Origin of the sequence: Amycolatopsis sp. w19, assembly GCF_051373225.1 — a bacterium.
GTDB classification, from domain to species: Bacteria; Actinomycetota; Actinomycetes; order Mycobacteriales; family Pseudonocardiaceae; genus Amycolatopsis; species Amycolatopsis japonica.
Window position 1 is genome coordinate 76,399 of record NZ_JBPQFM010000013.1, and the last position, 23,505, is coordinate 99,903.

25 protein-coding genes and 1 riboswitch are annotated in these 23,505 nt (G+C 68.4%); of the genes, 21 read left to right on the forward strand and 4 right to left on the reverse strand.

The window, feature by feature from the left end; genetic code table 11:
• Window positions 1-49: 49 nt before the first annotated feature.
• The 14 genes from rsmD (at window position 50) to ACSMFO_RS24460 (ending at window position 10,924) form a co-directional block, all read left to right on the forward strand.
• Window positions 50-604, forward strand: a complete 555-nt coding sequence (gene rsmD / locus ACSMFO_RS24395) for a 16S rRNA (guanine(966)-N(2))-methyltransferase RsmD (protein ID WP_436460637.1) — start codon at window positions 50-52, stop codon at window positions 602-604.
• 52 nt (window positions 605-656) lie between these two features.
• Window positions 657-1,139: a pantetheine-phosphate adenylyltransferase gene (gene coaD, locus ACSMFO_RS24400; protein WP_016336395.1), complete on the forward strand. Its 483-nt coding sequence runs from the start codon at window positions 657-659 to the stop codon at window positions 1,137-1,139.
• A gap of 99 nt (window positions 1,140-1,238) precedes the next feature.
• Window positions 1,239-1,931: a ribonuclease domain-containing protein gene (locus tag ACSMFO_RS24405; protein ID WP_436460638.1), complete on the forward strand. Its 693-nt coding sequence runs from the start codon at window positions 1,239-1,241 to the stop codon at window positions 1,929-1,931.
• A 67-nt stretch (window positions 1,932-1,998) separates the two neighbouring features.
• Window positions 1,999-2,514, forward strand: a complete 516-nt coding sequence (locus tag ACSMFO_RS24410) for a SigE family RNA polymerase sigma factor (protein WP_073849157.1) — start codon at window positions 1,999-2,001, stop codon at window positions 2,512-2,514.
• Window positions 2,514-3,269, forward strand: a complete 756-nt coding sequence (locus tag ACSMFO_RS24415) for a hypothetical protein (RefSeq protein ID WP_436460639.1) — start codon at window positions 2,514-2,516, stop codon at window positions 3,267-3,269. The genes ACSMFO_RS24410 and ACSMFO_RS24415 overlap by 1 nt, the downstream gene beginning before the upstream one ends.
• A gap of 119 nt (window positions 3,270-3,388) precedes the next feature.
• The gene (locus ACSMFO_RS24420) at window positions 3,389-4,114 is read left to right on the forward strand and encodes a DivIVA domain-containing protein (RefSeq protein WP_073849191.1); all 726 of its coding nucleotides are present in this window, start codon (window positions 3,389-3,391) and stop codon (window positions 4,112-4,114) included.
• 549 nt (window positions 4,115-4,663) lie between these two features.
• On the forward strand, window positions 4,664-5,281 hold the full coding sequence (locus ACSMFO_RS24425; protein ID WP_436460640.1) for a YceD family protein: 618 nt from the start codon (window positions 4,664-4,666) through the stop codon (window positions 5,279-5,281).
• Between the two features lie 72 nt (window positions 5,282-5,353).
• Window positions 5,354-5,536: a 50S ribosomal protein L32 gene (gene rpmF / locus ACSMFO_RS24430; protein ID WP_005160412.1), complete on the forward strand. Its 183-nt coding sequence runs from the start codon at window positions 5,354-5,356 to the stop codon at window positions 5,534-5,536.
• A 15-nt stretch (window positions 5,537-5,551) separates the two neighbouring features.
• Window positions 5,552-6,298, forward strand: a complete 747-nt coding sequence (gene rnc, locus ACSMFO_RS24435; protein ID WP_081975895.1) for a ribonuclease III — start codon at window positions 5,552-5,554, stop codon at window positions 6,296-6,298.
• Window positions 6,299-6,409: 111 nt separating this feature from the next.
• On the forward strand, window positions 6,410-7,768 hold the full coding sequence (locus ACSMFO_RS24440; RefSeq protein ID WP_436460641.1) for a polysaccharide lyase 6 family protein: 1,359 nt from the start codon (window positions 6,410-6,412) through the stop codon (window positions 7,766-7,768).
• A gap of 42 nt (window positions 7,769-7,810) precedes the next feature.
• Window positions 7,811-8,671 (forward strand): bifunctional DNA-formamidopyrimidine glycosylase/DNA-(apurinic or apyrimidinic site) lyase, encoded by an 861-nt coding sequence (mutM, locus tag ACSMFO_RS24445; protein ID WP_360083300.1) that lies wholly within the window; start codon window positions 7,811-7,813, stop codon window positions 8,669-8,671.
• A 67-nt stretch (window positions 8,672-8,738) separates the two neighbouring features.
• Window positions 8,739-9,179: a helix-turn-helix domain-containing protein gene (locus tag ACSMFO_RS24450; RefSeq protein ID WP_016336386.1), complete on the forward strand. Its 441-nt coding sequence runs from the start codon at window positions 8,739-8,741 to the stop codon at window positions 9,177-9,179.
• Complete coding sequence (locus tag ACSMFO_RS24455; RefSeq protein WP_400569582.1) at window positions 9,180-9,743, forward strand: hypothetical protein; 564 nt, start codon at window positions 9,180-9,182, stop codon at window positions 9,741-9,743.
• Window positions 9,740-10,924 (forward strand): MAB_1171c family putative transporter, encoded by a 1,185-nt coding sequence (locus tag ACSMFO_RS24460; protein ID WP_436460642.1) that lies wholly within the window; start codon window positions 9,740-9,742, stop codon window positions 10,922-10,924. Before ACSMFO_RS24455 ends, ACSMFO_RS24460 begins: the two co-directional genes overlap by 4 nt.
• A gap of 124 nt (window positions 10,925-11,048) precedes the next feature.
• Here the strand turns inward: ACSMFO_RS24460 and ACSMFO_RS24465 are convergent, their stop codons facing one another.
• From ACSMFO_RS24465 to ACSMFO_RS24475, 3 genes are read right to left on the reverse strand one after another with little or no spacing between them, the layout of a single operon-like run.
• Window positions 11,049-11,738, reverse strand: a complete 690-nt coding sequence (locus ACSMFO_RS24465; RefSeq protein WP_436460643.1) for an ABC transporter permease — start codon at window positions 11,736-11,738, stop codon at window positions 11,049-11,051.
• On the reverse strand, window positions 11,735-12,622 hold the full coding sequence (locus tag ACSMFO_RS24470) for an ABC transporter ATP-binding protein (protein ID WP_360083290.1): 888 nt from the start codon (window positions 12,620-12,622) through the stop codon (window positions 11,735-11,737). Before ACSMFO_RS24470 ends, ACSMFO_RS24465 begins: the two co-directional genes overlap by 4 nt.
• A complete protein-coding gene (locus tag ACSMFO_RS24475) occupies window positions 12,619-12,996 on the reverse strand; it encodes a GntR family transcriptional regulator (RefSeq protein ID WP_016336380.1) in 378 nt (125 codons plus the stop codon). Before ACSMFO_RS24475 ends, ACSMFO_RS24470 begins: the two co-directional genes overlap by 4 nt.
• A gap of 164 nt (window positions 12,997-13,160) precedes the next feature.
• Here ACSMFO_RS24475 and ACSMFO_RS24480 point away from each other — a divergent pair, with 164 nt between their 5' ends.
• Together ACSMFO_RS24480 and ACSMFO_RS24485 are read left to right on the forward strand one after the other, a co-directional pair.
• Entirely contained in the window at window positions 13,161-13,484 is a 324-nt protein-coding gene (locus ACSMFO_RS24480) for a PadR family transcriptional regulator (protein WP_034323457.1), read from the forward strand.
• A complete protein-coding gene (locus ACSMFO_RS24485; protein WP_436460644.1) occupies window positions 13,481-14,725 on the forward strand; it encodes a DUF1700 domain-containing protein in 1,245 nt (414 codons plus the stop codon). The genes ACSMFO_RS24480 and ACSMFO_RS24485 overlap by 4 nt, the downstream gene beginning before the upstream one ends.
• A 124-nt stretch (window positions 14,726-14,849) precedes the next feature.
• Here ACSMFO_RS24485 and ACSMFO_RS24490 read toward each other — a convergent pair whose 3' ends face one another.
• Entirely contained in the window at window positions 14,850-15,374 is a 525-nt protein-coding gene (locus ACSMFO_RS24490; RefSeq protein ID WP_038509609.1) for a general stress protein, read from the reverse strand.
• Between the two features lie 228 nt (window positions 15,375-15,602).
• On the opposite strand from ACSMFO_RS24490, the gene ACSMFO_RS24495 reads away from it, so the two are divergent.
• From ACSMFO_RS24495 to gcvP, 5 genes are all read left to right on the forward strand, one after another.
• Entirely contained in the window at window positions 15,603-16,967 is a 1,365-nt protein-coding gene (locus tag ACSMFO_RS24495; RefSeq protein WP_436460645.1) for a glutamine synthetase family protein, read from the forward strand.
• Window positions 16,948-17,661, forward strand: a complete 714-nt coding sequence (locus tag ACSMFO_RS24500) for a gamma-glutamyl-gamma-aminobutyrate hydrolase family protein (RefSeq protein WP_436460646.1) — start codon at window positions 16,948-16,950, stop codon at window positions 17,659-17,661. The genes ACSMFO_RS24495 and ACSMFO_RS24500 overlap by 20 nt, the downstream gene beginning before the upstream one ends.
• Window positions 17,658-19,022 (forward strand): aldehyde dehydrogenase family protein, encoded by a 1,365-nt coding sequence (locus ACSMFO_RS24505; protein WP_436460647.1) that lies wholly within the window; start codon window positions 17,658-17,660, stop codon window positions 19,020-19,022. The genes ACSMFO_RS24500 and ACSMFO_RS24505 overlap by 4 nt, the downstream gene beginning before the upstream one ends.
• A gap of 2 nt (window positions 19,023-19,024) precedes the next feature.
• On the forward strand, window positions 19,025-19,792 hold the full coding sequence (locus ACSMFO_RS24510; protein WP_410602738.1) for a 3-oxoacyl-ACP reductase: 768 nt from the start codon (window positions 19,025-19,027) through the stop codon (window positions 19,790-19,792).
• 638 nt (window positions 19,793-20,430) lie between these two features.
• Window positions 20,431-20,524, forward strand: a riboswitch (glycine riboswitch).
• A gap of 142 nt (window positions 20,525-20,666) precedes the next feature.
• Window positions 20,667-23,498, forward strand: a complete 2,832-nt coding sequence (gene gcvP, locus ACSMFO_RS24515) for an aminomethyl-transferring glycine dehydrogenase (RefSeq protein WP_436460648.1) — start codon at window positions 20,667-20,669, stop codon at window positions 23,496-23,498.
• The last annotated feature ends 7 nt before the right edge of the window (window positions 23,499-23,505 follow it).

Genomic DNA, 23,505 nt, shown 5'->3' on the forward strand with positions numbered 1-23,505 from the left:
CAAGTCCCGGCCAACGTCACGGCGGAAGGCGTTGAGGCACGATGCTCCAATGACCAGGATCGTGGCGGGGACCGCGGGCGGCAGGCGGCTGAAGGTCCCGCCGAAAGGCACGAGGCCGACCTCGGAACGGGTGCGCGAGGCGCTGTTCAACGCGCTGGAGGTCGCCGGCGAGCTGCAGGGGACCCAGGTCCTCGACCTTTACGCCGGTTCGGGCGCGCTCGGGCTGGAGGCGCTGTCCCGCGGCGCGTCGGGCGCGCTGTTCGTCGAGTCGGACCGGCGCGCGGTAGAAGTGCTCAAGGGGAACGTCGCCGCGTTGGGGCTCGGCGGCGCGGTCCGGGCGGGCGCCGTCGAGTCCGTCGTGGCCGCTCCGGCGGCGGAAACGTTCGACATCGTCCTCGCCGACCCGCCCTACGCAGTGGATTCCACCCGCCTGGGGGAGGTCATGGCCGCGCTCGCGGCGAACCGGTGGATCACGGACGGGGCGCTGGTGGTCATCGAGCGGGCGGCGCGCGACGGCGAGCCGGACTGGCCGGCGGGCTTCGAGCCGATGCGGACGAAGCGCTACGGCGACACGGCGCTCTACTGGGCCGAATATCAGGTGTGACGCAACCCTGATGAGCGCGCAAGGGGCCACTCTCCTTGGTAGCGTCCGCGCCATGCGGCGTGCGGTCTGTCCCGGGTCCTACGACCCGGCCACCAATGGACATCTCGACATCATCGAGCGGGCGGCGAAGCTGTTCGACGAGGTCGTCGTCGCGGTGGGGGTGAACAAGAGCAAGAAGGGCCTGTTCACCACCGAGGAGCGGATGGACATGCTGCGCGAGATCACCGCGAAGCTGCCGAACGTGCGCGTCGATTCCTGGCAAGGACTCCTGGTCGACTACTGCCGCGAGAACGACATCATCGCGGTCGCGAAGGGCCTGCGGTCGGTCAGCGACTTCGACTACGAGCTCCAGATGGCGCAGATGAACCGCGAGCTGACCGGGCTCGAAACCCTGTTGATGGCGAACAACCCGGCGTACGGATTCGTGTCGAGCTCGCTGGTCAAGGAGGTCACCGCGCTCGGTGGCGACATCGAGCACCTGGTGCCGCCGATAGTGTTCAAACGCCTCTCGGAGAAGTACTCCGAACGAGGTTGACCCGAACGGCCGAAGCCGTTGGTCGGGCAGTCGCGGGCGGCGATGAAGAGTTCATCTCGACGCCTTCTGGTGAATACACGGTCGGGTTACGGTCCGAAAATGACCAACAAACGATCGCGGATCGCCGCCGCGCTGCTCGTTCTGCTTGTCAGCTTCTTCGGCGGGCTCAGTGCCGCGCAGGCCACGGCCGCTCCCGTCTCCATCCAGCAGAACCCGTGCGGGGATCTCGCCGGGTTCAAGCACGTGTCGTTGTCGTCGCTGCCCGCCGAGGCCTCGACGACCTACGACCTCATCAAGAAGGGCGGGCCGTTCCCGTACCCGGACAAGGACGGCACGGTCTTCTCGAACCGGGAGAACATCCTTCCGAAGTGCGCTTCGGCCTACTACCACGAGTACACGGTCCCGACGCCCGGTTCGCCGGACCGCGGCGCGCGACGGATCGTCACCGGCGACGGCGGGGAGTTCTTCTACACCGCCGACCACTACAAGACCTTCTCCGTGATCGACGTCGACGGCACCCCGGCGCCGTCCTGCGGTGACACCTCGAAGCTGACGAAGATCGGCTACTCGACGCTGTCTTCCGCGGCCAAGTCCGTGGTGGACAAGGCCCGCGGCGGCGCGACCGGCACCGTCTACGAGAACCGCGAAGGTGTGCTGCCGTCGTGCGCCGCCGGCTACTACCAGCTGTTCCCGGTGGGCACGAGCGACCGCGTCATCTCCGGCAAGGGCGGCGAGATCGTCTACACGCCGGACCGCTACGTCACCTTCAAGCTGGTGAACCTCGCCGGCTGACCAGTCCGTGCAACATTTCGTGCCTCCCCGTCCGTGAGATACACCGGAACACGGACGAGGAGGCACGATGCGGTCTGGGGACGATGCGAGCTTCAGGGAGTTCGCCAGGGACAAGGCGCTACCGCTCAGGCGGACGGCGTATCTGCTCTGCGGCGACTGGCATCTCGCGGAGGATCTGGTCCAAACCGCGCTCATCAAGCTCTACCGGGTCTGGCCGAAGGTCCGCCGGAAAGGGCCCGTCGACAACTACACGAGGCAGATCCTGATGCGCTGCTGGCTCGACGAGCGGCGACGACCTTGGCGGAGCAGAGAGAACCGCGACGGCGTCGTCCCCGACGAGCCCGCCGCTCCGGCCACCGCCGGCATCTCGGATTCGTTGCTTCGCGCCCTCGCCGAAGTTCCCCCGAAACAGCGCGCCGCCGTCGTGCTGCGCTACTGCGCCGATCTCCCGGTCGCCGAGGTGGCCGTCGCGCTGCGCTGTTCGGAAGGGACGGTCAGGAGCCAGGCCGCGCGGGGACTCGACGTCCTCCGTGCGGCCCTGCAGAGACAGCACGACGAGGCTGTCTCCGGGAGGAGCGCGTGATGGACGAACTCGAAAACAGGCTGCGCGGGATCACACTGGCCGAGCCACCGCTCGGCTTCGACCCGGACGAGGTCGCCGGGAAGGCGGCGAAGAAGGCGCGAAACCGGCGAGGGGTCGTCGCCACGGGGGTCGCGACGCTGGCGGTGATCGCGGCGGCGGTGGTGTTCGTGGCGCCCGGGGGCGGCCCCGCGCCGCTGGCGCCGGCGGCGTCGCAGGCGGCACCGAAGAACCCTCTCCAGCACCTGAAGGACGTGATGCCGAAGGTGCTCACCGGCGCGAAGGACATCGAAGTGCGGGACTTCGTGGGGTTCGGGGACCTGAAGACCTCGGAAGTCAGGTACACCGATGCCGAAGGGCGGCCGCGGGGCGTCAACCTCACGATCGCCGGTCCGGTGAGCACGAAGGACGGATATCCGCGCGAAAACCGGTGTGACCCGGCGAAGAGGGCCGACGCGATCGGGTCGGATCGCAAGCCGACGCGGTGCGTGGAACTTCCCCAGCCGGACGGGAGCTTCGTGGTGATCTCCGAAACCGCGCCGAAGTCGGCGGAATCGGACGGCGACGTCATCCTCGGGCAAGGGTTCACGACCGGGAGGATCGTCACCCGCGCCGCGATCGCCTTCCCGCCCGGCGGAGGTGGCTCGGTCAACATCGCCGATCTCGGCACTCTGGACGACGGCGACCGCGGTGCCCCGTCCTTGACCGACGGGCAACTGCTCGCGTTGGTCCTGGATCCGGCGTTCGCTCCGAGGTGATCATGGCGCGCGGTACCGGCGGGGACACGCCCGGTACCGCGCGCTTTCACCCCTTACGGCGGTGATGAGGGCAAACTGAACTCAGGGAATGTGGGGATCGCTGTAGGTAGGGAGTGGCCGTGTACCGGGTTTTCGAGGCGCTCGACGAGCTCGTCACCATCGTGGAGGAAGCCCGCGGCGTGCCGATGACCTCCAGTTGCGTCGTCCCGCGTGGCGACACCCTGGAGCTGCTCGACGACATCCGTGACGCCCTGCCGGGCGAGGTCGACGACGCGCAGGACGTCCTGGACAAACGTGATCAGCTGATCCAGACCGCCCGCACCGAGGCGGCGGAGACGATCACCACGGCGAACACCGAGGCCGACCGCACGGTCGCCGACGCGCAGGCCGAGGCCGAGCGCATCCTCGCCGACGCCCGCGCCCGCGCCGAGCAGATGATGAGCGACGCGCACGGCGAGGCCGAGCGCATGGTCGCCGCCGGGCAGGCCGAGTTCCAGAACCTCACCGACCGCTCGCGCGCCGAGTCGGAGCGGATGATCCAGGCGGGCCGCGACGCCTACGAGCGCGCGATCGAGGAGGGCCGCGCCGAACAGGCCCGGCTCGTTGCCCAGACCGAGGTCGTCCAGGCCGCGCACGGCGAGGCGGCGCGCATCGTCGACGAGGCGCACGTCGAGGCCGACAAGCAGCGCGGCGACTGCGACGCCTACGTCGACGGGAAGCTGGCCGAGTTCTCCGAACTGCTGGCGACCACGCTGCGGACGGTCGACTCCGGGCGCAACCACCTGCGGTCGCCGGTCAACCTGCCGGGCAACAGCCGGACCTCGCTGTACGACTACCAGAGCTGATCGCCTGGGCACTGAAGTACGTGAAGGCCCCTTCATTGCGCTAGACGCGGTGAAGGGGGCCTTCATGTACTTGGGGGGTGTGAAGGTCGAGTTTCCTCGGCTGAGCCGAGGGAAGGGGGCCTTCACGCGCGGCCGTTGTGACTGCTGGTGCTTATGGGGCACAGGTGGCGACCCTGAAGGTAGTGAAGGCCTCCTTCACTACCTTCAGGGTAGGTAAGGAGGCCTTCACGGACGGCTCCTGCAGTAGCGACTCGCTGGCCGCCAGCTTGGGTGCTTCGCGATGGGTGAGGGGAACTTCGAGGGACCCTGGGTCCCTCAAGGGGGCCTTCACGGACTTGCCTACCACCAGTCTGCCCAGAGTCGCGACGCCATCCGGCGCGCCCAATGTGGCATCGGAGACGCTCAGTGTCCCCAATGCCACATTGGGGGCACTCATCCGTCGAAGACCGGTGGGTGAACAAAGACGATTCCCTCAAGGGGGCCTTCACGGATCTCGCGGCCTCCGGCCGCCCGAAAGTGAGTGGCGGTACCTGCGTACCCTGGTGACCGATGTCTGAGAACAAGTCGCCGCAGGCCAGGCCTGCGCAGCTGGACGACCGGAACCCGTGGGTGCTCGACACCCGCGAGCTCGGCCGTCACGCCGGCCTGAGCAAGGCCGTCCAACGCTCGATCCCCGTCGAGTCCGCGCTCGGTGTGCCCGACGTCATCATCATCGACGCCGGCTCCAGCCTGGAACTCGACCTGATGCTCGAATCCGTCGTCGAGGGTGTGCTCGTCAGCGGTACGGCGTCCGCCGTCGCGACGGGGCACTGCTCGCGATGCCTCGACCCGATCACCGAGGACGTCGAGGTCGACCTGACCGAGCTCTTCGCCTACCCCGGCTCCGCGACCGAGGAGACCACCGACGAGGACGAGATCCCCCGTCTGGTGGACGACCGGATCGATCTCGAGCCGACCGTCCGCGACGCGGTGGTGCTGGCGCTGCCGCTGGCCCCGCTGTGCACCGAGGACTGCCGGGGACTGTGCACCGAATGCGGTGTCAAGTGGGCCGATCTCGAGCCCGGGCACGGGCATGAGAAGATAGACCCTCGGTGGGCCGCGCTGGTCGATCGTTTCGAGGACGAAACGGGCGATGACCAGGCCGATGGCCCCGGAAAGCAAGCCTGACGAGCACCAGCTCGTTCCGGAGAAGCAAGTTCGCTCGCGACCGCGGGCAGACCGTCTGAAGGAGATCTACTCGTGGCCGTCCCGAAGCGGAAGATGTCGCGATCCAACACCCGCGCGCGCCGCAGCCAGTGGAAGGCGGCTCCGGTTCAGCTGGTGCCCTGCTCCAACCGCGCCTGCAAGCAGCCGAAGCTCCAGCACATCGCGTGCCCGGCCTGCGGCCAGCACAACGGTCGCCAGGTCGTCGAGCCCGCCTGATCGGCAGCTGACGACATGGGGGGCAAGTCGGCCGGTGGACCACCCGCGGACCCCGCACCACTGCTCGAAGCACTCGGGATCACGATCGAGCCCGAGCTGCTGACGTTGTCGTTGACCCACCGTTCTTATGCCTATGAGAACGGTGGGTTGCCGCCGAACGAGCGTCTGGAGTTCCTCGGGGACGCGGTGCTGGGCCTGGTCGTCACCGACCACCTCTACAACACCCATCCCGAACTGGCCGAAGGTCAGCTCGCGAAGCTCCGTGCCAGCGTGGTCAACATGCACGCGCTGGCCAGGGTCGCGCGCGGCCTCGGCGAAGGCGGGCTGGGCAGGCACCTGTTGCTGGGCAAGGGCGAAGAGCTCACCGGCGGCCGGGACAAGGCGAGCATCCTCGCCGACGGGCTCGAAGCCGTCATCGGCGCCGCGTACCAGCAGCACGGCATCGACGTCGCGCGCAAGCTCGTGCACCACCTGTTCGACGACCTGCTCGCCGAGGCGCCGCTGCGTGGCGCCGGCCTGGACTGGAAGACCAGCCTCCAGGAGCTGACGGCGTCGGCCGGGCTCGGCGTGCCCGAGTACAAGGTCGAGGACACCGGGCCCGATCACCGCAAGGAGTTCAGCGCCACCGTCCTCGTCGGCGGGCGTGAACTCGGCTACGGCTCGGGAACGACCAAGAAGGAAGCCGAGCAGAAGGCCGCCGAGACGGCCTGGCGCCAGCTTTCGTCCGAGCTCGACATCGAGCAGCCGCCGAAGACGACCTGAGTCCCCTTCACCGGGACGGTTCGTTGACGCACGAGTCGGTGAATCAGTAACCTCATCGCAGTCCGCCGCCACTGACGCGACCATTCAGGTCGCCTGTCGAGAGGTCGGCGGATGCGTCATTTTTGCCTGGTCACAGCTGCGCTTTTGACGCTGGTGACAGGTCCTGCCACGGCTTCGGCCGCCCAGGTCGTCCGGGTGACGTCGTTGAGCGCGTTGCAGTCCGCGATCGACAAGGCCGGTCCCGGCGACGAGATCCGGCTGGCCGACGGGAGCTATTCGGCGGGCTCGGCGATCGTGATCAAACGGTCGGGAACGGCGAACGCGCCGATCACCATCACCGCGGAACACGTCGGCAAGGCCGAGATCAAGGGCTCCGCGGGCTTCTCGTTCTCTTCGGGCGCTTCGCATGTCGTGCTGCGCGGGTTCAAACTCCGGCACGGCGGCTCGATGAGCGTGCCGGTGGGCAGCACGCACAACCGGCTGACGCGGCTCGACGTCCAGCTCTCCGGCGGCGGCAACTGGGTCACGCTCAACGGCGACGACACCGAGTTCGACCACAACGTCCTGCAGAACCGCACCACCCAGGGCGTCTTCCTGCAGGTGCTCGGCCCGGAGAAGGACATGGCCAAGCGGGTCAAGGTGCACCACAACTACTTCTCGAACCACAAGTTCACCGGGTCGAACGGTGGCGAGTCGATCCGGTTCGGGCTGAGCCACCATCAGAAGTACTCGGCGGGCGGAGTCGTCGAGTACAACCTGTTCGAGAAGGCCGACGGGGATTCCGAGGCGATCTCCGTGAAGTCGTCGGACAACGTCGTCCGGTACAACACGATCCGCGACAGCCGCGGCTTCATCGTGCTGCGCCACGGGGATCGCAGCGTGGTGGAGGGCAACATTCTGCTGGGCCGGTCCGGGATCCGCTTCCACGGCAATGACCACAAGATCGTCAACAACTACGTCCACACCACGGCGGACCGCGGGATCGTGTTCGGCTCGGGCAACGAGGCGGACAGCGGGCCGGACAGCAAACTCCACGACCGGCCCGACCGGGTCGTGGTCGCGTACAACACCGTCGTCGGGACCACCGACGGCATCCACGGCGACGGCGGCGACTTCAAGCCCAAGGACTGCGTGCTCGCGAACAACATCCTGCAGGGGACCGGAAAGCTCGTGAGCATGCCGGGCGGTTCGGACGTGAAGTACGAGGGCAACATCGCCTGGGGCGGGCCGGCCGGAATGCCTTCGGGTGGCTACAAGGCCGTCGACCCCAAGCTGGTTCAGGACGGGTTGTACCGGCTGTCCGCCGGGAGCCCGGCGATCGACGCCGGTGTCGGCTCCTACCCGTACGCGGGGACCGACTTCGATCTGCAGACGCGGTCGGGGAAGTACGACGTCGGCGCCGACGAACTGCTGCCGGGAGGGACGCGGAAAGCGTTGACGCGGGCGGATGTCGGGCCGGCCGCTCCCTGACCGTCCTCACCGTTCACGAGGGCCGGTGGGAGAATCGGCGGTATGCCCGAACTCCCCGAGGTCGAGGTGGTCCGCGCCGGGCTCGAGGCGCATGTCTCCGGCCGGATGATCACCGAGGTCGAAGTCCTCCACCCCCGCGCGATCCGCCGCCACGAACTCGGCGCCGAGGACTTCAGCGGACGGCTCTCCGACGTGAAGATCACCGCCGCCCGGCGCCGCGGCAAGTACCTGTGGCTGGAGCTTTCCGACGGCCAGGCGATGCTCGCGCATCTCGGCATGAGCGGCCAGATGCTCGTCCAGCCCAGGGACGCGCCGGACGAGAAACACCTTCGCGTGCGATTCCGCTTCGCCGACGAAGGACCGGAGCTGCGCTTCGTCGACCAGAGGACCTTCGGCGGGCTCGCGCTCGCGGAACTCACCGAGGTCGACGGGACGGAGTTGCCGAGCACCATCGCGCATATCGCCCGCGACCCGATGGATCCGCGGTTCGACCTCGACCAGGCGGTCCGCGCGCTGCGGTCGAGGCGGACCGAGCTCAAACGCGCCCTGCTCGACCAGACCCTGGTCTCCGGGATCGGCAACATCTACGCCGACGAGGCGCTCTGGCGGTCCAAGCTCCATTGGGCCCGCCCGACCGGCAGGCTCACCGCGGCCCAAGGCCGCACCGTGCTCACCGCCGCGAGCGACGTGATGGCCGAGGCGCTGGTCGTCGGCGGGACGTCGTTCGACGCGCTTTACGTCAACATCAACGGCGAGTCCGGATACTTCGACCGCTCGCTCGACGCCTACGGCCAGGAAGGACTGCCCTGCGGACGGTGCGGGACGCCCATCCGGCGCGATCCCTTCATGAACCGTTCGTCGTTCTCCTGTCCCCGTTGCCAGCCGAGGCCGCGCACGAGGTGAAAACTGTCGTGTACGGCGCGGGGCCCGCGTCAACTAGCATGAACGGGCACGACATGTAGGGAGTGGGATGGTGGCCGCGACCGAGCCCGGTAAGACGACGCTCGCCGAGAAGATCGACAAGCTGTTCCAGATCGTGCTGAGACCCGATCGCGAGCCGTACAGCCACGAGGAGGTCGCCAAGGCCTGCCGCGAGGCCACCGGCGAGAGCTTTTCGACGACGTACCTGTGGCAATTGCGCACCGGCCGTCGCGACAACCCGACGAAACGCCATCTCGAGGCGCTCGCCCAGTTCTTCGGCGTCTCGCCCGCGTACTTCTTCGACGACGAGCAGAGCGCCAAGATCGCCGAGGAACTCGCGCTCCTCGGCGCCCTCCGCGACGCCGGCGTCCGCGATGTCGCGCTCCGGGCCGTAACGCTTTCCCCCGACGGACTCGACACCATCAGCGACATGATCGACGCGATCGCCCGCAGGGAATCCGGACGGGGCGGCCAGAAGAAGGAGTCGTGAGTGGATCGCCGCCGTAAGGAGTTGTGGCGCCGCTGCCGGAGTCTCGCCGACGGCGTGGCGCTTCCCGAACCCTTCGACGCGGAGTCCTTCGTCGCCGAACTGGCCGCCGGACGCGGCCGTCCGATCGAATTGATGCAGGTCAGCGTCCCTTCCAGTGGCCCGTGCGGGCTGCTGATGAGCACCGAGCGCGCGGACTACATCCTCTATCCGACCAACACCACCGCCCTGCACCGGCGGCATATCCTGCTGCACGAGGTCGGCCACCTGCTGTGCGGTCACGTCGGTGCGAACGCGGCGGCCGACGGGATCGCGCTCGACGCCGCCGCCAGCAAGGCCCTCATGCCGAATCTCGCGCCCGAGCTCGTCCGCCGTGTCCTCGGCCGCACGAGTTACAGCGCCGTCGAGGAGCAGGAGGCCGAACTGCTCGCCAGCCTCCTCGCGCAACGCGTCGCGCGGACGTCGGTGCGCGGCACGGCCCGGCACCACGAGGACGGAAGTGATCTCGCCGGCGGATTGGCGAGGGTCGACGACCTCTTCGGCAGCCGTAAACGGCGCCTGCCGTGACCGAGACCATCGCGTACTTCTGTTGCGTGGTGGCCTTCGCGGGTTTCGGCTACAAGCTGATCCAGGCCCGGCACACCCAGCCTCGACGGCGGATGTGGTTTCTCAGCGCCTTCGGCATGTGCATCGCGGGCGGCATCATGCTGCTCACCCCGGCCATGGAGAACGCCGTCGGCGTCGAAGAACCCATCGGCAGCCTCCTGAACCTCGCGGCCGATCTGCTCAAGATCGGCGCGATGGCCTTCGCGGTCGCGTTCGCGCATTCGCTGAAACTGGGGGAGGGCAAGCGGATCGGCTGGCACGCGCCGCTGTCCTGGGCCGTCGTGGCCGCCGAGATCGCGCTCTTCTTCCTCTCCGGCAGCTATCGCGTCGGCGAACACACCGCCGCCGGACCGGGCGGGCTCGGCTGGTTCGTCGCGTACAACGTTCTTTTCCTCGTCTACGGTCTGATCAGCCTGCTGACGTTCTCGATCGTCTTCGCCCGCTTCGCGCGGCATGCCGACCCCGGGCCGCTTCGCACGGGGCTGTGGCTGCTCGTCGGCGGCGGGGTTTCCGCGCTGGGCTGGACTTTCTGGGACGTCGACGACATCTACATCCTCGCCACCACCGGCGCGGTCGACGCCGGCGAGGACACGCTCTCGGCGATCCTGGCGGCGCTGAGCGTCGGGCTCGCCGGGGCGGGCGCGACGCTCAGCGTGTGGGGGCCCGCGCTGGCCACCCCGTTCCGGCTGCTCGGCACGTACCGGACGTACCGGCGGATCGAACCGTTGTGGGCCGCCTTGCGCGAAGCCGTCCCGGGAATCGCGCTGGACCCGGGCCCCGGTATGCCGGGTGGCGTCGAATTCGCCTTGTACCGCAGGGTCATCGAGATCCGGGACGGCCACCTCGCGCTGCGGCCCTTCTTCGATCCGGACCTCCCGCCGGTCGCGGAAGCCGAAGCACGCAAGGCGAAGATCCCCGAAGCCCGCGTGGCCGCGACGGTCGAGGCCGCGACCTTGGCCGCCGCGCTCGTCGCCTCCGAGGCAGGCCGCCGGTACGCCCCCGACGACGTTCCGGTGACCTACCTCGACGAGCCGGACATCGCCACCGAAGCGGCGTGGCTGGTGGAGGTCACCCGCGCCTGGCGACGGTCCGCCGTGGTCGGGCGCATTCGGGACCAGGTCCGCGAATCCGAACTCGCGTGAGTGAAGCCGGAACTCGCGTGATCGAAGGCGTCATACACGAGTTCCGCCTCCAATCACGCGAGTTCCGTGCCCGATCACGCGAGTTCCGCCTTCGGCTGAGAAACTCCTTGGTGTGGAAGGACTTTCAGACGGTGACGCGGCGCATCGTGGCGAACCCGCCCGCCCCGGCGAGGCAGACCATCAGGGCGAGCACCCCGGTCATCCCGCCGACGGTCAACGTGCTGAAGAACTCTCCGAGCTTCGGCCAGGAATCGGTCCAGCTGAGCAGCAGCACCCCGCCCAGCAGCACCAGGACCTGCGCCGCGCCGAACAGGACGACACCCACCACCGCGGCACGCCGGTAGATCAGGCCGTACCACATGCCGTAGACGAACATCAGCAACAGGAACACGAACGACGTGAGCAGGGTCAGGTACCAGGGACCGTCGAGCAACCAGGGAACGCGGAAGTAGTTGAGACCGAGCCCCCAGCCCCCGGTCGCGTCTTCGATCACCTGGAACACGGTGATCCCCACCGCGTACACCGCGGAAAGCCCGGCGACCAGCAGGATCGTGCCGAGGTAGTAAGACCGCCTCGACACACCGAGCGCGAGCCCGAACGGGAGCGATTTCGTCATGCTCAGTGCCCCGCAGACGAGCATGAACACGAACAGCGTGAACAGGCCGCCGGAGTAGTTCTCCTCCGGTGTTTCGGGGATCAGCGAGAAGATCGCGAGATTCACCCCGAAGGCGAAGAACGTGACGCCGACCGGGAGGACGACGTACTGGAGCCGGTCCACCAGGTGGTAGCGCGCGACGTTGACCAGGGTGTTCATGCGGACGCCTCCTCTGCGGTCTGTCCGTTGGAGGTGTGCACCATCAACTGCTGCAAGGAAAGCGGCTCCAGCTTGAGGTGCAGGGCCTTCGCCTTCGCCTTGTCGGCGGGGCCGAGCGCGTCGGCGACGGTGACCGAAGCACGCGACCCGATCTTGCGGCGGTGCAGTACCCGGCGGCCGGCGACGAAGTCGTCCACCGCGAGGGCGGGGCCGGAAACCGTGACGGCCGTGCCGCGCAGTTCGTCGGCGGGCGCGTCGAGGACGACGCGGCCCTTGTCGATCATCACCACGTGCTCCAGCAGATCGGCGACCTCGTCGATCAGGTGCGTGGAAAGCAGGATCGTGCGGGGATGGGCCGAATAGTCGTCGAGCAACCGGTCGTAGAACAGTTGGCGTGCGACGGCGTCGAGTCCCGCGTACGGCTCGTCGAGCAGCGTGAGCTCCGCCCGGGCCGCGAGCCCGATCGTGATCGACAGCGCCGAACGCATCCCTCGCGAGAGCTTCTTGATCGGGCGTTTCGTCGGCAGATCGAAGTCGCGGAGCAGGTCTTCGGCCAGTTCCGCGTCCCAGTTCGGGTAGAACCACGACGCCGCCGAAAGGGCGTGCCGCACCTTGAAGTCCGGGAACTGCTGGTCTTCGCGGACGAGCACCAGGCGCCGCAGCACCCGCTCGTTCTCGACCGGGGTCTCGCCGAACACACGGACCGAGCCCGCGCTGGCGAACTCCTGCGCGGTGACGATGCGCAGGAAGGTGCTCTTGCCCGCGCCGTTGCGGCCCAGCAGGCCGGTGATCTTTCCTTCTCCGATGTCGACCGAGACATCGCCGAGCGCGAGATGGTCGCCGTAGCGCCGGGTCAGGCCGGTGGTCGAAATGGTCGGCGTCATGCGGCGGGTCCTCCGTTCCGGTGTCCGTTCCCGCGGATGAGCGAGATCAAGGTTTCGTCGTCGATGCCGAGGCGCTTCGCTTCGATGAGCATCGGGTCGAGGTACTGCTCGGCGAACCGCTGCCGCCGGTCGGTGAGCAGCTTCTGCCGCGCGCCGGCGGCGACGAACATGCCGATACCCCGTCGCTTTTCGAGCAGGCCGTCGTCGGCCAGCACGTTGATCCCCTTGGCCGCCGTCGCCGGATTGATCCGGTAGAAGGCGGCGAGTTCGTTGGTTGACGGCACGCGTTCCCCCTCGGCCAGGCTTCCCTCGGCGATGTCGTCGGCGATCTGTTCGGCGATCTGCACGAACAGGGGTGTTCCTTCGTCGAGCACGACACCTCCGTCCCCAGTCTTCGAGCACCCGCTCGGGGTGCGGTGGTTCATTACTGGACTAAGTAACCCATGAACCACCTCTTCGGCGCAAGTGGCTTCCGCCGTGCGCACTACTGTGCAATGCGTGGTACCCTCTGTTGCGTAAGACTGGGAGGGACGCGACTGTGGAGATCAGTCAGCTACTTAAAGGCGTGCTGGACCTCGCCGTTCTCGCGGTGCTTCGCGGAGAGGACGGCTACGGCTACGACGTGCTCCGAAGACTCCGTATCGCGGGGTTGCAGGAAGTGGGCGACGCTTCGGTGTACGGGACGCTTCGGCGGCTGTACAAGGCAGGCCTGCTGACGTCCTATGTGGTGCCGAGTGAGGAAGGCCCGCACCGCAAGTACTACAGCCTCAACGAGCCGGGTCGTCAGCGCCTCGAAGAGTCGGGGCAGACCTGGCGGACTTTCGCCACGACAATGAACAGCCTGTTGGGAGAGGCAGCATGAGCACGCAGAATCCGACCGCCGTGCGGGTGTATCTGGCGAGGGTCAGGAGCGCGCTCGCCGACCTGCCCGAGAGCGAAGTCGAGGAGATCCTCGAAGACGTCCGGCCGCATCTCGCCGAGATGGAGGCGGAACTGGGGGAGAACCCCAAGGTCGACGCCTTGATCGAGCGGTTGGGGAGCCCGGAAGGCTATGCCGCCGAATTGCGGGCGTCCGGCGGCTATCCGCCGCGTCCGCCCGACGCGGGCGGCAAGACCACCGTGCTGAAGGTCAAGACCGGGATCGGCGGGGCGCGGTTCGCGTTCTGGGGCTTGGTGTTCTCAGTCGGCGGCTTCGCGTTGTTCGGTTTCGCGGCCGCGGTGTGGGTGCGGGTGGAACCGTTGCTGGGCCTGCTTTTCGTCGCGCCCGTGCTCGCGATCAGCGTCGCCTACGTGGTGCGGAAGGGGGTCGCCCCGATCGTCGAGCTGCCCGAGGTGGTCAAGCTCCGCGAGATCGCGACGTCGTTCCAGAACAACCGGAACAGCAAGGGGGTCAACTACTTCCGCACACTCAAGCCGGCGTGGTGGGTGCTGTGCGCGGCGGTGCTGGTCATCTTCGGCCTGCTGCTCGTGCTGCGCGACACCGAGGCCGTGCTGTTGCTGCCGCTGATGCTGCTGGCCGCCGTCGCGGTGGTCTGGGCGGGGCCGAAGCTGAAGACCGACCGGCGGCTGCTGTGGCTGGCCGTGCCGATCTCGGCGTTCGTCATCGGCAGCATGCTCGGCGGGGCGGGCGCGGCGGTCGATCTGATCGCGAAGCGGTCCTATGGCGGCGGTTCCTACAACAGCCCCTATGGGCCGAGCTACAACGACAGCTACGGGAACCCGCAGCTGACGTACGGCAGCCAGGACGTGGAGAACATCTACGCGTTCGACGCCGAAGGCAAACCGCTGACCGAGATCTACCTCTACGACGAGAACGGCCGCCCGCTCAGCACGACCCGGTACGCCTGCGAGCAGAGCACGGGCGAGAAGCGGAAGATCGGCGACGACAACCGCTATCCGCGGCCGCGGCTCGACCGGGGAGTCCGGGACAACGACGGAAACCTCAACGGCTACAACGGTTACCGCAGCTACTGTCTGGAAAGGACGGACGTGCCGTTCAGTGCGGCGATCCCGAAGATCACCCCGGCGCCGCCTTCCACGACCGCCCAGGCGCCGCCGTCTTCCCCGGCGCCGCCGTCGAACTCCACCCAGCCGACGCGCTAGGTGGCCCGGGTGGAGGCGGACGTCGGGGGCCGCCTCCACCCGCGTTTCGTCCGCTGGATGCGGTGGTTCGCGATGCCAACGATCGCATTCAGAGGACGAAACGCGGCGCCTCGTGGGGTGGGGCTCAGTGGTTGAACGCGCTCCTGGCGGCCAGGTCGGCCAGCAGGGCGCGGCCCTTCTCGGCGTTGCGCGGCTGGGCCAGGACGTCGTAACGCCGGGCGACCAGCTGGCTCTGCGAGATGAACCCTCGCTTGTTCTTCGACGACGCGTACCCCAGCGCGCCGAACAGCAGGTTGAACCCGATACCGCCGACCAGGCCGACGATGATCGGCACCAGCCCGGCGCCCGGGTTCAGCAGGCTCAGCACGAGCCCGAGGAACACACCGAACATCGCGCCGGACAGCGCCGAGCTGGTCAGCACCTTGCTCCAGCCCATGCGTCCGGCGATGCGCTCCACCAGGATCGGCTCGACACCGACGATCGTGACGTCCGTGATCGGGAAGTCCGTTCCCGCGAGGTGGTCGACGGCACGCTGCGCTTCGGAGTAGGACTCGTAGGAGCCGATCGGCCACCCGCTGGGCAGCGTCGGGAGCTGAGCCCGCCCCTGGGGCTCGGTGAACGTGGTCTGCTGCGTGAATGCCTGTGTCATTCCTTCTCACCTCTCTTGATCCGTACAACGTCCCGGATGCGCGGATCTCCTCCCGGTGCGGCGGGATTCACAGCATCTTCTCAGCCGGGCATCACAGACAATCCGCCCAGGGATCAACTACGGTGAGCAATGGATAACGAACCAGACCATTGGCTGAGTTGACCCGGTCGGGTCGACCCGGTAGGAAGAAGCCGCAAAGGTACCGCTTCGAACCTTTAGGTGAGGCTGATGGCGAACAGGCGCGGCATGCTCACGCTGGATCGGCTCCGGGAACTGGTCGAGGACGGCACCGTCGACACGGTGCTGGTGGCGATCACCGACATGCAGGGCAGGCTGCAGGGCAAACGCTGCGCCGCCGAGTACTTCCTCAACGAGGTCGTCGAGCACGCCACCGAAGCGTGCAACTACCTCCTCGCCGTCGACGTGGACATGAACACCGTCGACGGCTACGCGATGTCGTCCTGGGAAACCGGCTACGGCGACTTCGTCATGCGCCCGGACTTCGACACGCTGCGCCTGCTTCCGTGGCAGGAGGGCACCGCGCTGGTCCTCGCCGACCTCGAACGGGTGCAGGGCGGCGCGGTGGCCCCCTCGCCCCGCCAGATCCTGCGCGGCCAGCTCGACAGGCTCGCCGAGCGCGGTCTCGCCGCCTACGTCGGCACCGAGCTGGAGTTCATCGTCTTCGACGACACCTTCGAATCGGCCTGGGACAAGCGCTATCAGGACCTTCGCCCGGCCAACCAGTACAACGTCGACTACTCGATGCTCGGCACCGCCCGGATCGAACCGCTGCTGCGTCGCATCCGCAACGACATGGGCGGTGCGGGGCTGTACGTCGAGTCCGCCAAGGGCGAATGCAATCCGGGCCAGCACGAGATCGCGTTCCGCTACGCCGACGCGCTGACCACCTGCGACAACCACAGCGTCTACAAGACCGGGTCCAAGGAGATCGCCGCGCAGGAGGGCAAGAGCATCACGTTCATGGCGAAGTACAACGAACGCGAGGGCAACTCCTGCCACATCCACATCAGCCTGCGCTCGGCCGCGGGCGAGCCCGTCCTGGCCGGAGATGGCCCAGGTGGGTTCTCGCCGTTGATGGAGCACTTCCTCGCCGGCCAGCTGGCCGGACTGCGTGAGCTGACCTACTTCTTCGCGCCGAACATCAACTCCTACAAGCGGTTCGTGCCCGGGAGCTTCGCGCCGACGGCCGTCGCGTGGGGTACGGACAACCGCACGTGCGCGCTCCGCGTCGTCGGGCACGGGGATTCGCTGCGCACGGAGAACCGCGTGCCCGGCGGCGACGTGAACCCGTACCTCGCGGTGGCCGCGCTGATCGCGGCCGGGCTGCACGGTATCGAGAACGAACTGGAGCTGGAGCCGGAGTTCCACGGCAACGCCTACGGTTCCGCCAAGCCGACCGTGCCGACCACGCTGCGGGACGCGGCGGCGCTGCTGGACGGGAGTGAACTCGCGAGGTCCGCGTTCGGGGACGAGGTCGTCGACCACTACCTGAACGCGGCGAAGGTCGAGCTCACCGCGTACGACGCCGCCGTCACCGACTGGGAGAGGATCCGTGGCTTCGAACGCCTCTGAACCCCTGATCGGGCTCACGTCCTATTTGGAACCAGCGAAGTTCCTGGTGTGGGAGACCGAAGCGGCGCTGCTCCACCGGGTCTACGTCGACGGGATCGTCGCGGCGGGCGGGATCCCGGTCCTGCTGCCGCCGGTGAGTGAGGCACACGATCGGCTGATCTCCGCCGTGGACGGTCTCGTGCTGGTCGGCGGCGCGGACGTCGACCCGGAGCGCTACGGCCAGGAACAGCACGCGACGACGTACACGAGGCCGAACCGGGACGCGTTCGAGCTCGGCCTGCTGCGGTCCGCTTTGGACAGTGGGAAACCGGTGCTCGGCGTGTGCCGCGGGCTGCAGGTGCTCAGCGTCGCGCTGGGCGGCACGCTCGTCCAGCATCTGCCGGAGACGGTGGACAATGCGGATCACCAGCCCTCGCCGGGGATCTTCGGCACCACTACGGTGACGCTTGCCGAGGGCAGCCGCGTCGCGTCGATCCTCGGCGCCGAGACCAAGGTGCCGTGTTACCACCATCAGGCGATCGACAAGCTCGGTGACGGGCTGGTCCCGGTCGGCTGGGCCGCCGACGGGACCATCGAGGCGGCCGAACTGCCCGGCGACGGGTTCGTACTCGGCGTCCAATGGCATCCCGAACAGAATCCCGACGACATCAGGCTTTTCGAAGCGCTGGTGAAAGCTGCGAAGGAGCGCGAATGACCACGTTCGAGGTGATCAACCCCGCCACCGAGGAGGTGGTGAGGTCGGTCGAACCGACCTCGGCCGAGGAGACCGACGCGGCCATCGCCCGCGCGCACGCGGCGTTCCCCGCCTGGCGCGCGGTGGCTCCCGGCGACCGGGCGCGGCTGCTGCGCCGGTTCGCCGACGCCGTCGACGCCGACATCGAGCACCTCGCCGCGCTGGAGGTCGCCAACGCCGGCCACACGATCGGCAACGCGCGCTGGGAGGCGGGCAACGTCCGCGACGTGCTGACGTACTACTCGGCCTCGCCCGAACGGCTGAGCGGCAAGCAGATCCCGGTGCCCGGTGGCGTGAACATGACGTTCCACGAGCCGCTGGGCGTGGTCGGGGTGATCGTGCCGTGGAACTTCCCGATGCCCATCGCTGGCTGGGGGTTCGCGCCGGCGCTCGCCGCCGGGAACACCGTCGTGCTCAAACCCGCCGAGCTCACCCCGCTCACCGCGATCCGCCTCGGCGAACTCGCCCGCGAGGCCGGGATCCCCGAAGACGTCTTCCAGGTGCTTCCCGGCAAGGGATCCGTGGTGGGGCAGCGTTTCGTGGACCATCCGGCGGTGCGGAAGGTGGTGTTCACCGGCTCCACCGAGGTCGGCAAGCAGATCATGGCGGGCTGCGCCGCGCAGGTGAAGCGGGTGACCCTGGAACTCGGCGGCAAGAACGCGAACATCGTGTTCGCCGACGCCGACCTGGAGAAGGCCGCGGCCACCGCGCCGTACGGCGTCTTCGACAACGCCGGACAGGACTGCTGCGCTCGGTCGCTGATCCTGGTGCAGTCGAGCGTGTACGAGAAGTTCATGGAGCTGCTGGAACCCGCCGTGAACGGCGTCGTCGTCGGGGATCCGCGGCTGGAGGTCACCGAGATGGGCCCGCTGATCTCGGCGGGGCATCACGCGAAGGTGTCGTCCTATGTGGACGATTCCGCGCCGGTCGCCTTCCGGGGCAACGCGCCCGTCGGCCCCGGGTACTGGTTCGCGCCGACCGTCGTCACCCCGCCGGATCTGCGGCATCCGCTGGCCTCGGACGAGATCTTCGGCCCGGTCGTCGCCGTGGTCCCGTTCGACGGGGAGTCGGACGCGGTGACCATGGCGAACCAGACCGAGTACGGGCTGTCCGGCTCGATCTGGACCCGCGACGTCGGCCGCGCCTTCCGCGTCGCGCGCGGCGTCGAGGCCGGGAACCTGTCGGTCAACTCGCATTCGTCCGTCCGGTACTGGACGCCGTTCGGCGGGTTCAAGCAGTCCGGGCTGGGCCGTGAGCTGGGGCCGGACGCCATCGACGCCTTCACCGAGACCAAGAACGTCTTCATCAGCACGGAGGAATAGGAATGGTTCAGCGTTTCGAAGGCCGCGTCGCCGTCATCACCGGCGGCAGCAGCGGGATCGGCCTCGCCACCGCGCGGCGGCTGGCGAGCGAAGGCGCGAAGGTCGTCATCGGCGATATCTCCGCCGAGGCGGGCAAGGCCGCGGCCGACGAGGTCGGCGGCCTGTTCGTGCAGGCCGACGTCACCGACGCCGAGCAGGTCGAGGCCCTGTTCCAGACCACTGTGGACACCTTCGGCTCGGTCGACGTCGCGTTCAACAACGCCGGTATCTCCCCGCCCGAGGACGACTCGATCCTCACCACGGGCATCGACGCGTGGGAGAAGGTGCAGAAGGTCAACCTGACGTCGGTGTACCTGTGCTGCAAGGCGGTCCTGCCGCATATGCGGCGGCAGGGGAAGGGCTCGATCATCAACACGGCGTCGTTCGTCGCGGTGATGGGCGCGGCGACGTCGCAGATCTCGTACACCGCGTCCAAGGGCGGGGTGCTGGCGATGAGCCGGGAACTGGGTGTGCAATTCGCGCGGGAGAACATCCGGGTGAACGCGCTGTGCCCGGGTCCGGTGAACACGCCGCTGCTCAAGGAACTGTTCGCGAAGGACCCCGAGCGGGCCGCGCGGCGGCTGGTGCACGTGCCGGTCGGGCGGTTCGCCGAGCCGGAGGAGATCGCGGGCGCGGTCGCGTTCCTGGCGAGCGACGACGCCTCGTTCATCACCGCTTCGCAGTTCCTGGTGGACGGCGGCATCTCGGGCGCCTACGTCACGCCGCTCTGACCCCTGCCCGCGTTTAGTCCTCTGAATGCGGTTGGTCTGTCCGTGAAGGCCTCCTTGAGAGACCCAGAGTCCCTCAAGGAGGCCTTCACGGCCTCCGGGCCGGCCGTCGCGCCCCGGGCAGGGAGCCGAAGGACGCTTTCCCCTCATCTCGTGCGGTGAAGGGCCCTTTCACCCCCGGGCTCTGCCGCGCCCCAGCGCATTTGGTCCTCTGAATGCGGTTGAGGTACATGAAGGCCCCCTTCCTTGCGCCTATGTACAGGAAGGGGGCCTTCATGTACTCGGGCCGGCCGTCGCGCCCGGGTAGGGAGCCGAAGGACGCTTTCCCCTCGTCTCATGCGGTGAAGGGCCCTCTCACCCCGGGCCCTGCCGCGCCCCGGCGCATTTAGTCCTCTGATGCGGGCCGTCACACGTCCCGGCGGCTGGGATTACAACCCGCTGACCTGCGCGGACATGTCCCGCATGTGCGCCGAGATGATGATGGAGAACGCGTAACTCGCGTGATCGGGGCTGTAACTCGCGTGCTTGGAGGCGGAACTCGCGTGATCAGAGCCGGAACTCGCAAGTGACGTGGTCGGTGGGAAGTAGACGCGCGCTGAACAGGCCAGGTACGGTGTGCGCACAACTGCAGATCGGGCCGTCGAGCTGGAGCGGGAGAGCCCCCACGAACGTGGTGGGGCACCGAAGGAGCAAACTCCCCGGAATCTCTCAGGTACCCACTACCGCTTCACGCGAGGCCACTCTGGAAAGCAGGCGCGCAAGTGCGCCTCACCCAAGGTGAAAGCCACCCTCATCGGTGGTGAAACTCTCAGGTGCCATGACAGAGGGGGAGTTCCCAGCGCACCGGTCTATCCGGCGCCTGACCCAAGGAGCTCCCTTGACCAGTACGTCCTTCGACGACCGGCACATCGGCCCCTCGGAGTCCGAGCAGGCCAAGATGCTCGCCGAGGTCGGTTACGGCAGTCTCGATGCCCTGGTGCAGGCCGCGGTCCCGTCCGCGATCCGGGTCACCCGTGACCTCGACCTTCCCCCCGCCGCGTCCGAAGAGGACGCCATCGCCGAGCTTCGCGCGCTCGCCGCGCTCAACAAGCCGATGACGCAGATGATCGGCCTCGGCTTCCACGACACGGTCACCCCGGCGGTCATCCGCCGCAACGTGCTGGAGAACCCGGCCTGGTACACGGCCTACACGCCGTATCAGCCGGAGATCTCGCAGGGCCGTCTCGAAGCCCTCCTCAACTTCCAGACCATGGTCTCCGAGCTGGCCGGTCTCGCCACTGCGAACGCCTCCCTGCTCGACGAGTCCACCGCCGTCGCCGAGGCCGTCATGCTGATGCGCCGCGCGTCGAAGGCGAAGTCGAACAAGGTCGTCCTCGACGCCGAGTGCCTGCCGCAGACCATCGCCGTCGTCCGCACCCGCGCCGAGGCCATGGGCGTCGAGGTCGAGGTCCGCGACCTGCTCACCGGCCTGCCGGAGGAGTTCTTCGGCGTCGTCGTCCAGTACCCGGGCGCTTCCGGTGTGCTGCGCGGCGCGGGCTTCTACTCCGCCATCTCCGAGACCGCGAAGGCCGCCGGCGCGCTGTACACCGTCGCCGCCGACCTGCTCGCCCTCACCTTGATCACCGCGCCGGGTGAGTTCGGCGCCGACATCGCCGCCGGTTCCACCCAGCGCTTCGGTGTCCCGCTCGGCTACGGCGGCCCGCACGCCGGGTTCATGGCCGTCCGCGCCGGGCTCGAGCGCTCGCTGCCGGGTCGCCTGGTCGGCGTCTCGGTCGACGCCGACGGCAACCCCGCGTACCGCCTCGCCCTGCAGACCCGCGAGCAGCACATCCGCCGCGAGAAGGCCACCTCCAACATCTGTACCGCGCAGGTCCTGCCCGCCGTGCTCGCCGCGATGTACGCGGTCTACCACGGTCCGGACGGCCTCAAGCGCATCGCGACCCGCGTCCACGAACGCGCCGCCGGACTGGCCGCCGCGCTGCGCGAGGGTGGCGTCGAGGTCGTCCACGAGGGCTTCTTCGACACCGTCCTCGCCCGCATGCCCGGTCAGGCCGAAGCGGTCGTCGCGGTCGCGCGCGAGAACGGGATCAACCTCGGCCCGGTCGACGCCGACCACGTCCGCATCGCCGTCGACGAGGTCACCACGCCCGCGATCATCGCCAAGGTGCTCAACGCTTTCGGCGTCGACACCCCCGCGGCCGACGCCCAGGCCCTGCCCGCGGGCCTCGGCCGCCAGAGCGAGTACCTCACCCACGAGGTCTTCCACTCGCACCGCTCCGAGACCGCGATGCTGCGCTACCTGCGGAGCCTTTCGGACCTCGACTACGCGCTCGACCGCGGCATGATCCCGCTCGGCTCCTGCACGATGAAGCTCAACGCCACCACGGAGATGGAGCCGATCAGCTGGCGCGAGTTCGCGGGCATCCACCCGTTCGCCCCCGCCGACCAGGCCGAGGGTTACCACACCCTGGTCGAGCAGCTGTCGGGCTGGCTGGCCGAGGTCACCGGCTACGACAAGGTGTCGCTGCAGCCGAACGCGGGCAGCCAGGGCGAGCTCGCCGGTCTGCTCGCGATCCGCGCGTACCACCACGCCAACGGCCAGACCGAACGCGAGGTCTGCCTGATCCCGTCGTCCGCGCACGGCACGAACGCCGCCTCCGCGGTGATGGCCGGGATGCGCGTCGTCGTGGTCAAGTGCACCGACGAGGGCAACGTCGACCTCGAAGACCTGCGGGCCAAGGTCGAGGCCAACCGCGACACGCTGGCCGCGATCATGGTCACGTACCCGTCCACGCACGGCGTGTACGAGAACGGCATCGACGAGCTGGCCAAGATCGTCCACGACGCGGGCGGCCAGGTCTACGTCGACGGCGCGAACCTCAACGCGCTGCTCGGGCTCGCGAAGCCGGGTGAGTTCGGCGGCGACGTCTCGCACCTGAACCTGCACAAGACCTTCTGCATCCCGCACGGCGGCGGCGGCCCCGGCGTCGGCCCGGTCGCGGTGCGCGCGCACCTCGCGCCGTACCTGCCGAACCACCCGCTGCTGGAGAAGGCCGGCCCCGAAACCGGTGTCGGCCCGATCAGCGCCGCCCCGTATGGCTCGGCGTCGATCCTGCCGATCTCGTGGGCGTACGTCCGCATGATGGGCGCGGGCGGGCTCACCGCCGCGACGCAGGTCGCCGTGCTCGCCGCGAACTACGTGGCCAAGCGCCTCAACCAGCACTACCCGGTGCTCTACACCGGACAGGACGGCCTGGTCGCGCACGAGTGCATCCTCGACCTGCGCGGGCTCACCAAGGAGACCGGCGTCAGCGTCGACGACGTCGCGAAGCGCCTGATCGACTACGGCTTCCACGCTCCGACCATGTCGTTCCCGGTCGCGGGCACGCTGATGGTCGAGCCGACCGAATCCGAGGACCTCGGCGAGATCGACCGCTTCATCGCGGCGATGATCGCCATCCGCGCGGAGATCGACGCCGTCGCGCAGGGCAAGTGGGCCGCGGACAACAGCCCGCTGCGCAACGCCCCGCACACCGCCGAGACCCTCGTCGGCGACTGGGACCTGCCCTACGACCGCGAACTGGCGGTGTACCCCGCCGGAGTGAACCGCAAGTCCAAGTACTGGCCTCCGGTGCGCCGCATCGACGGTGCGCGCGGGGACCGTAACCTCGTCTGCTCCTGCCCGCCGCTCAACGCCTACGAGAACTGAGGCACTT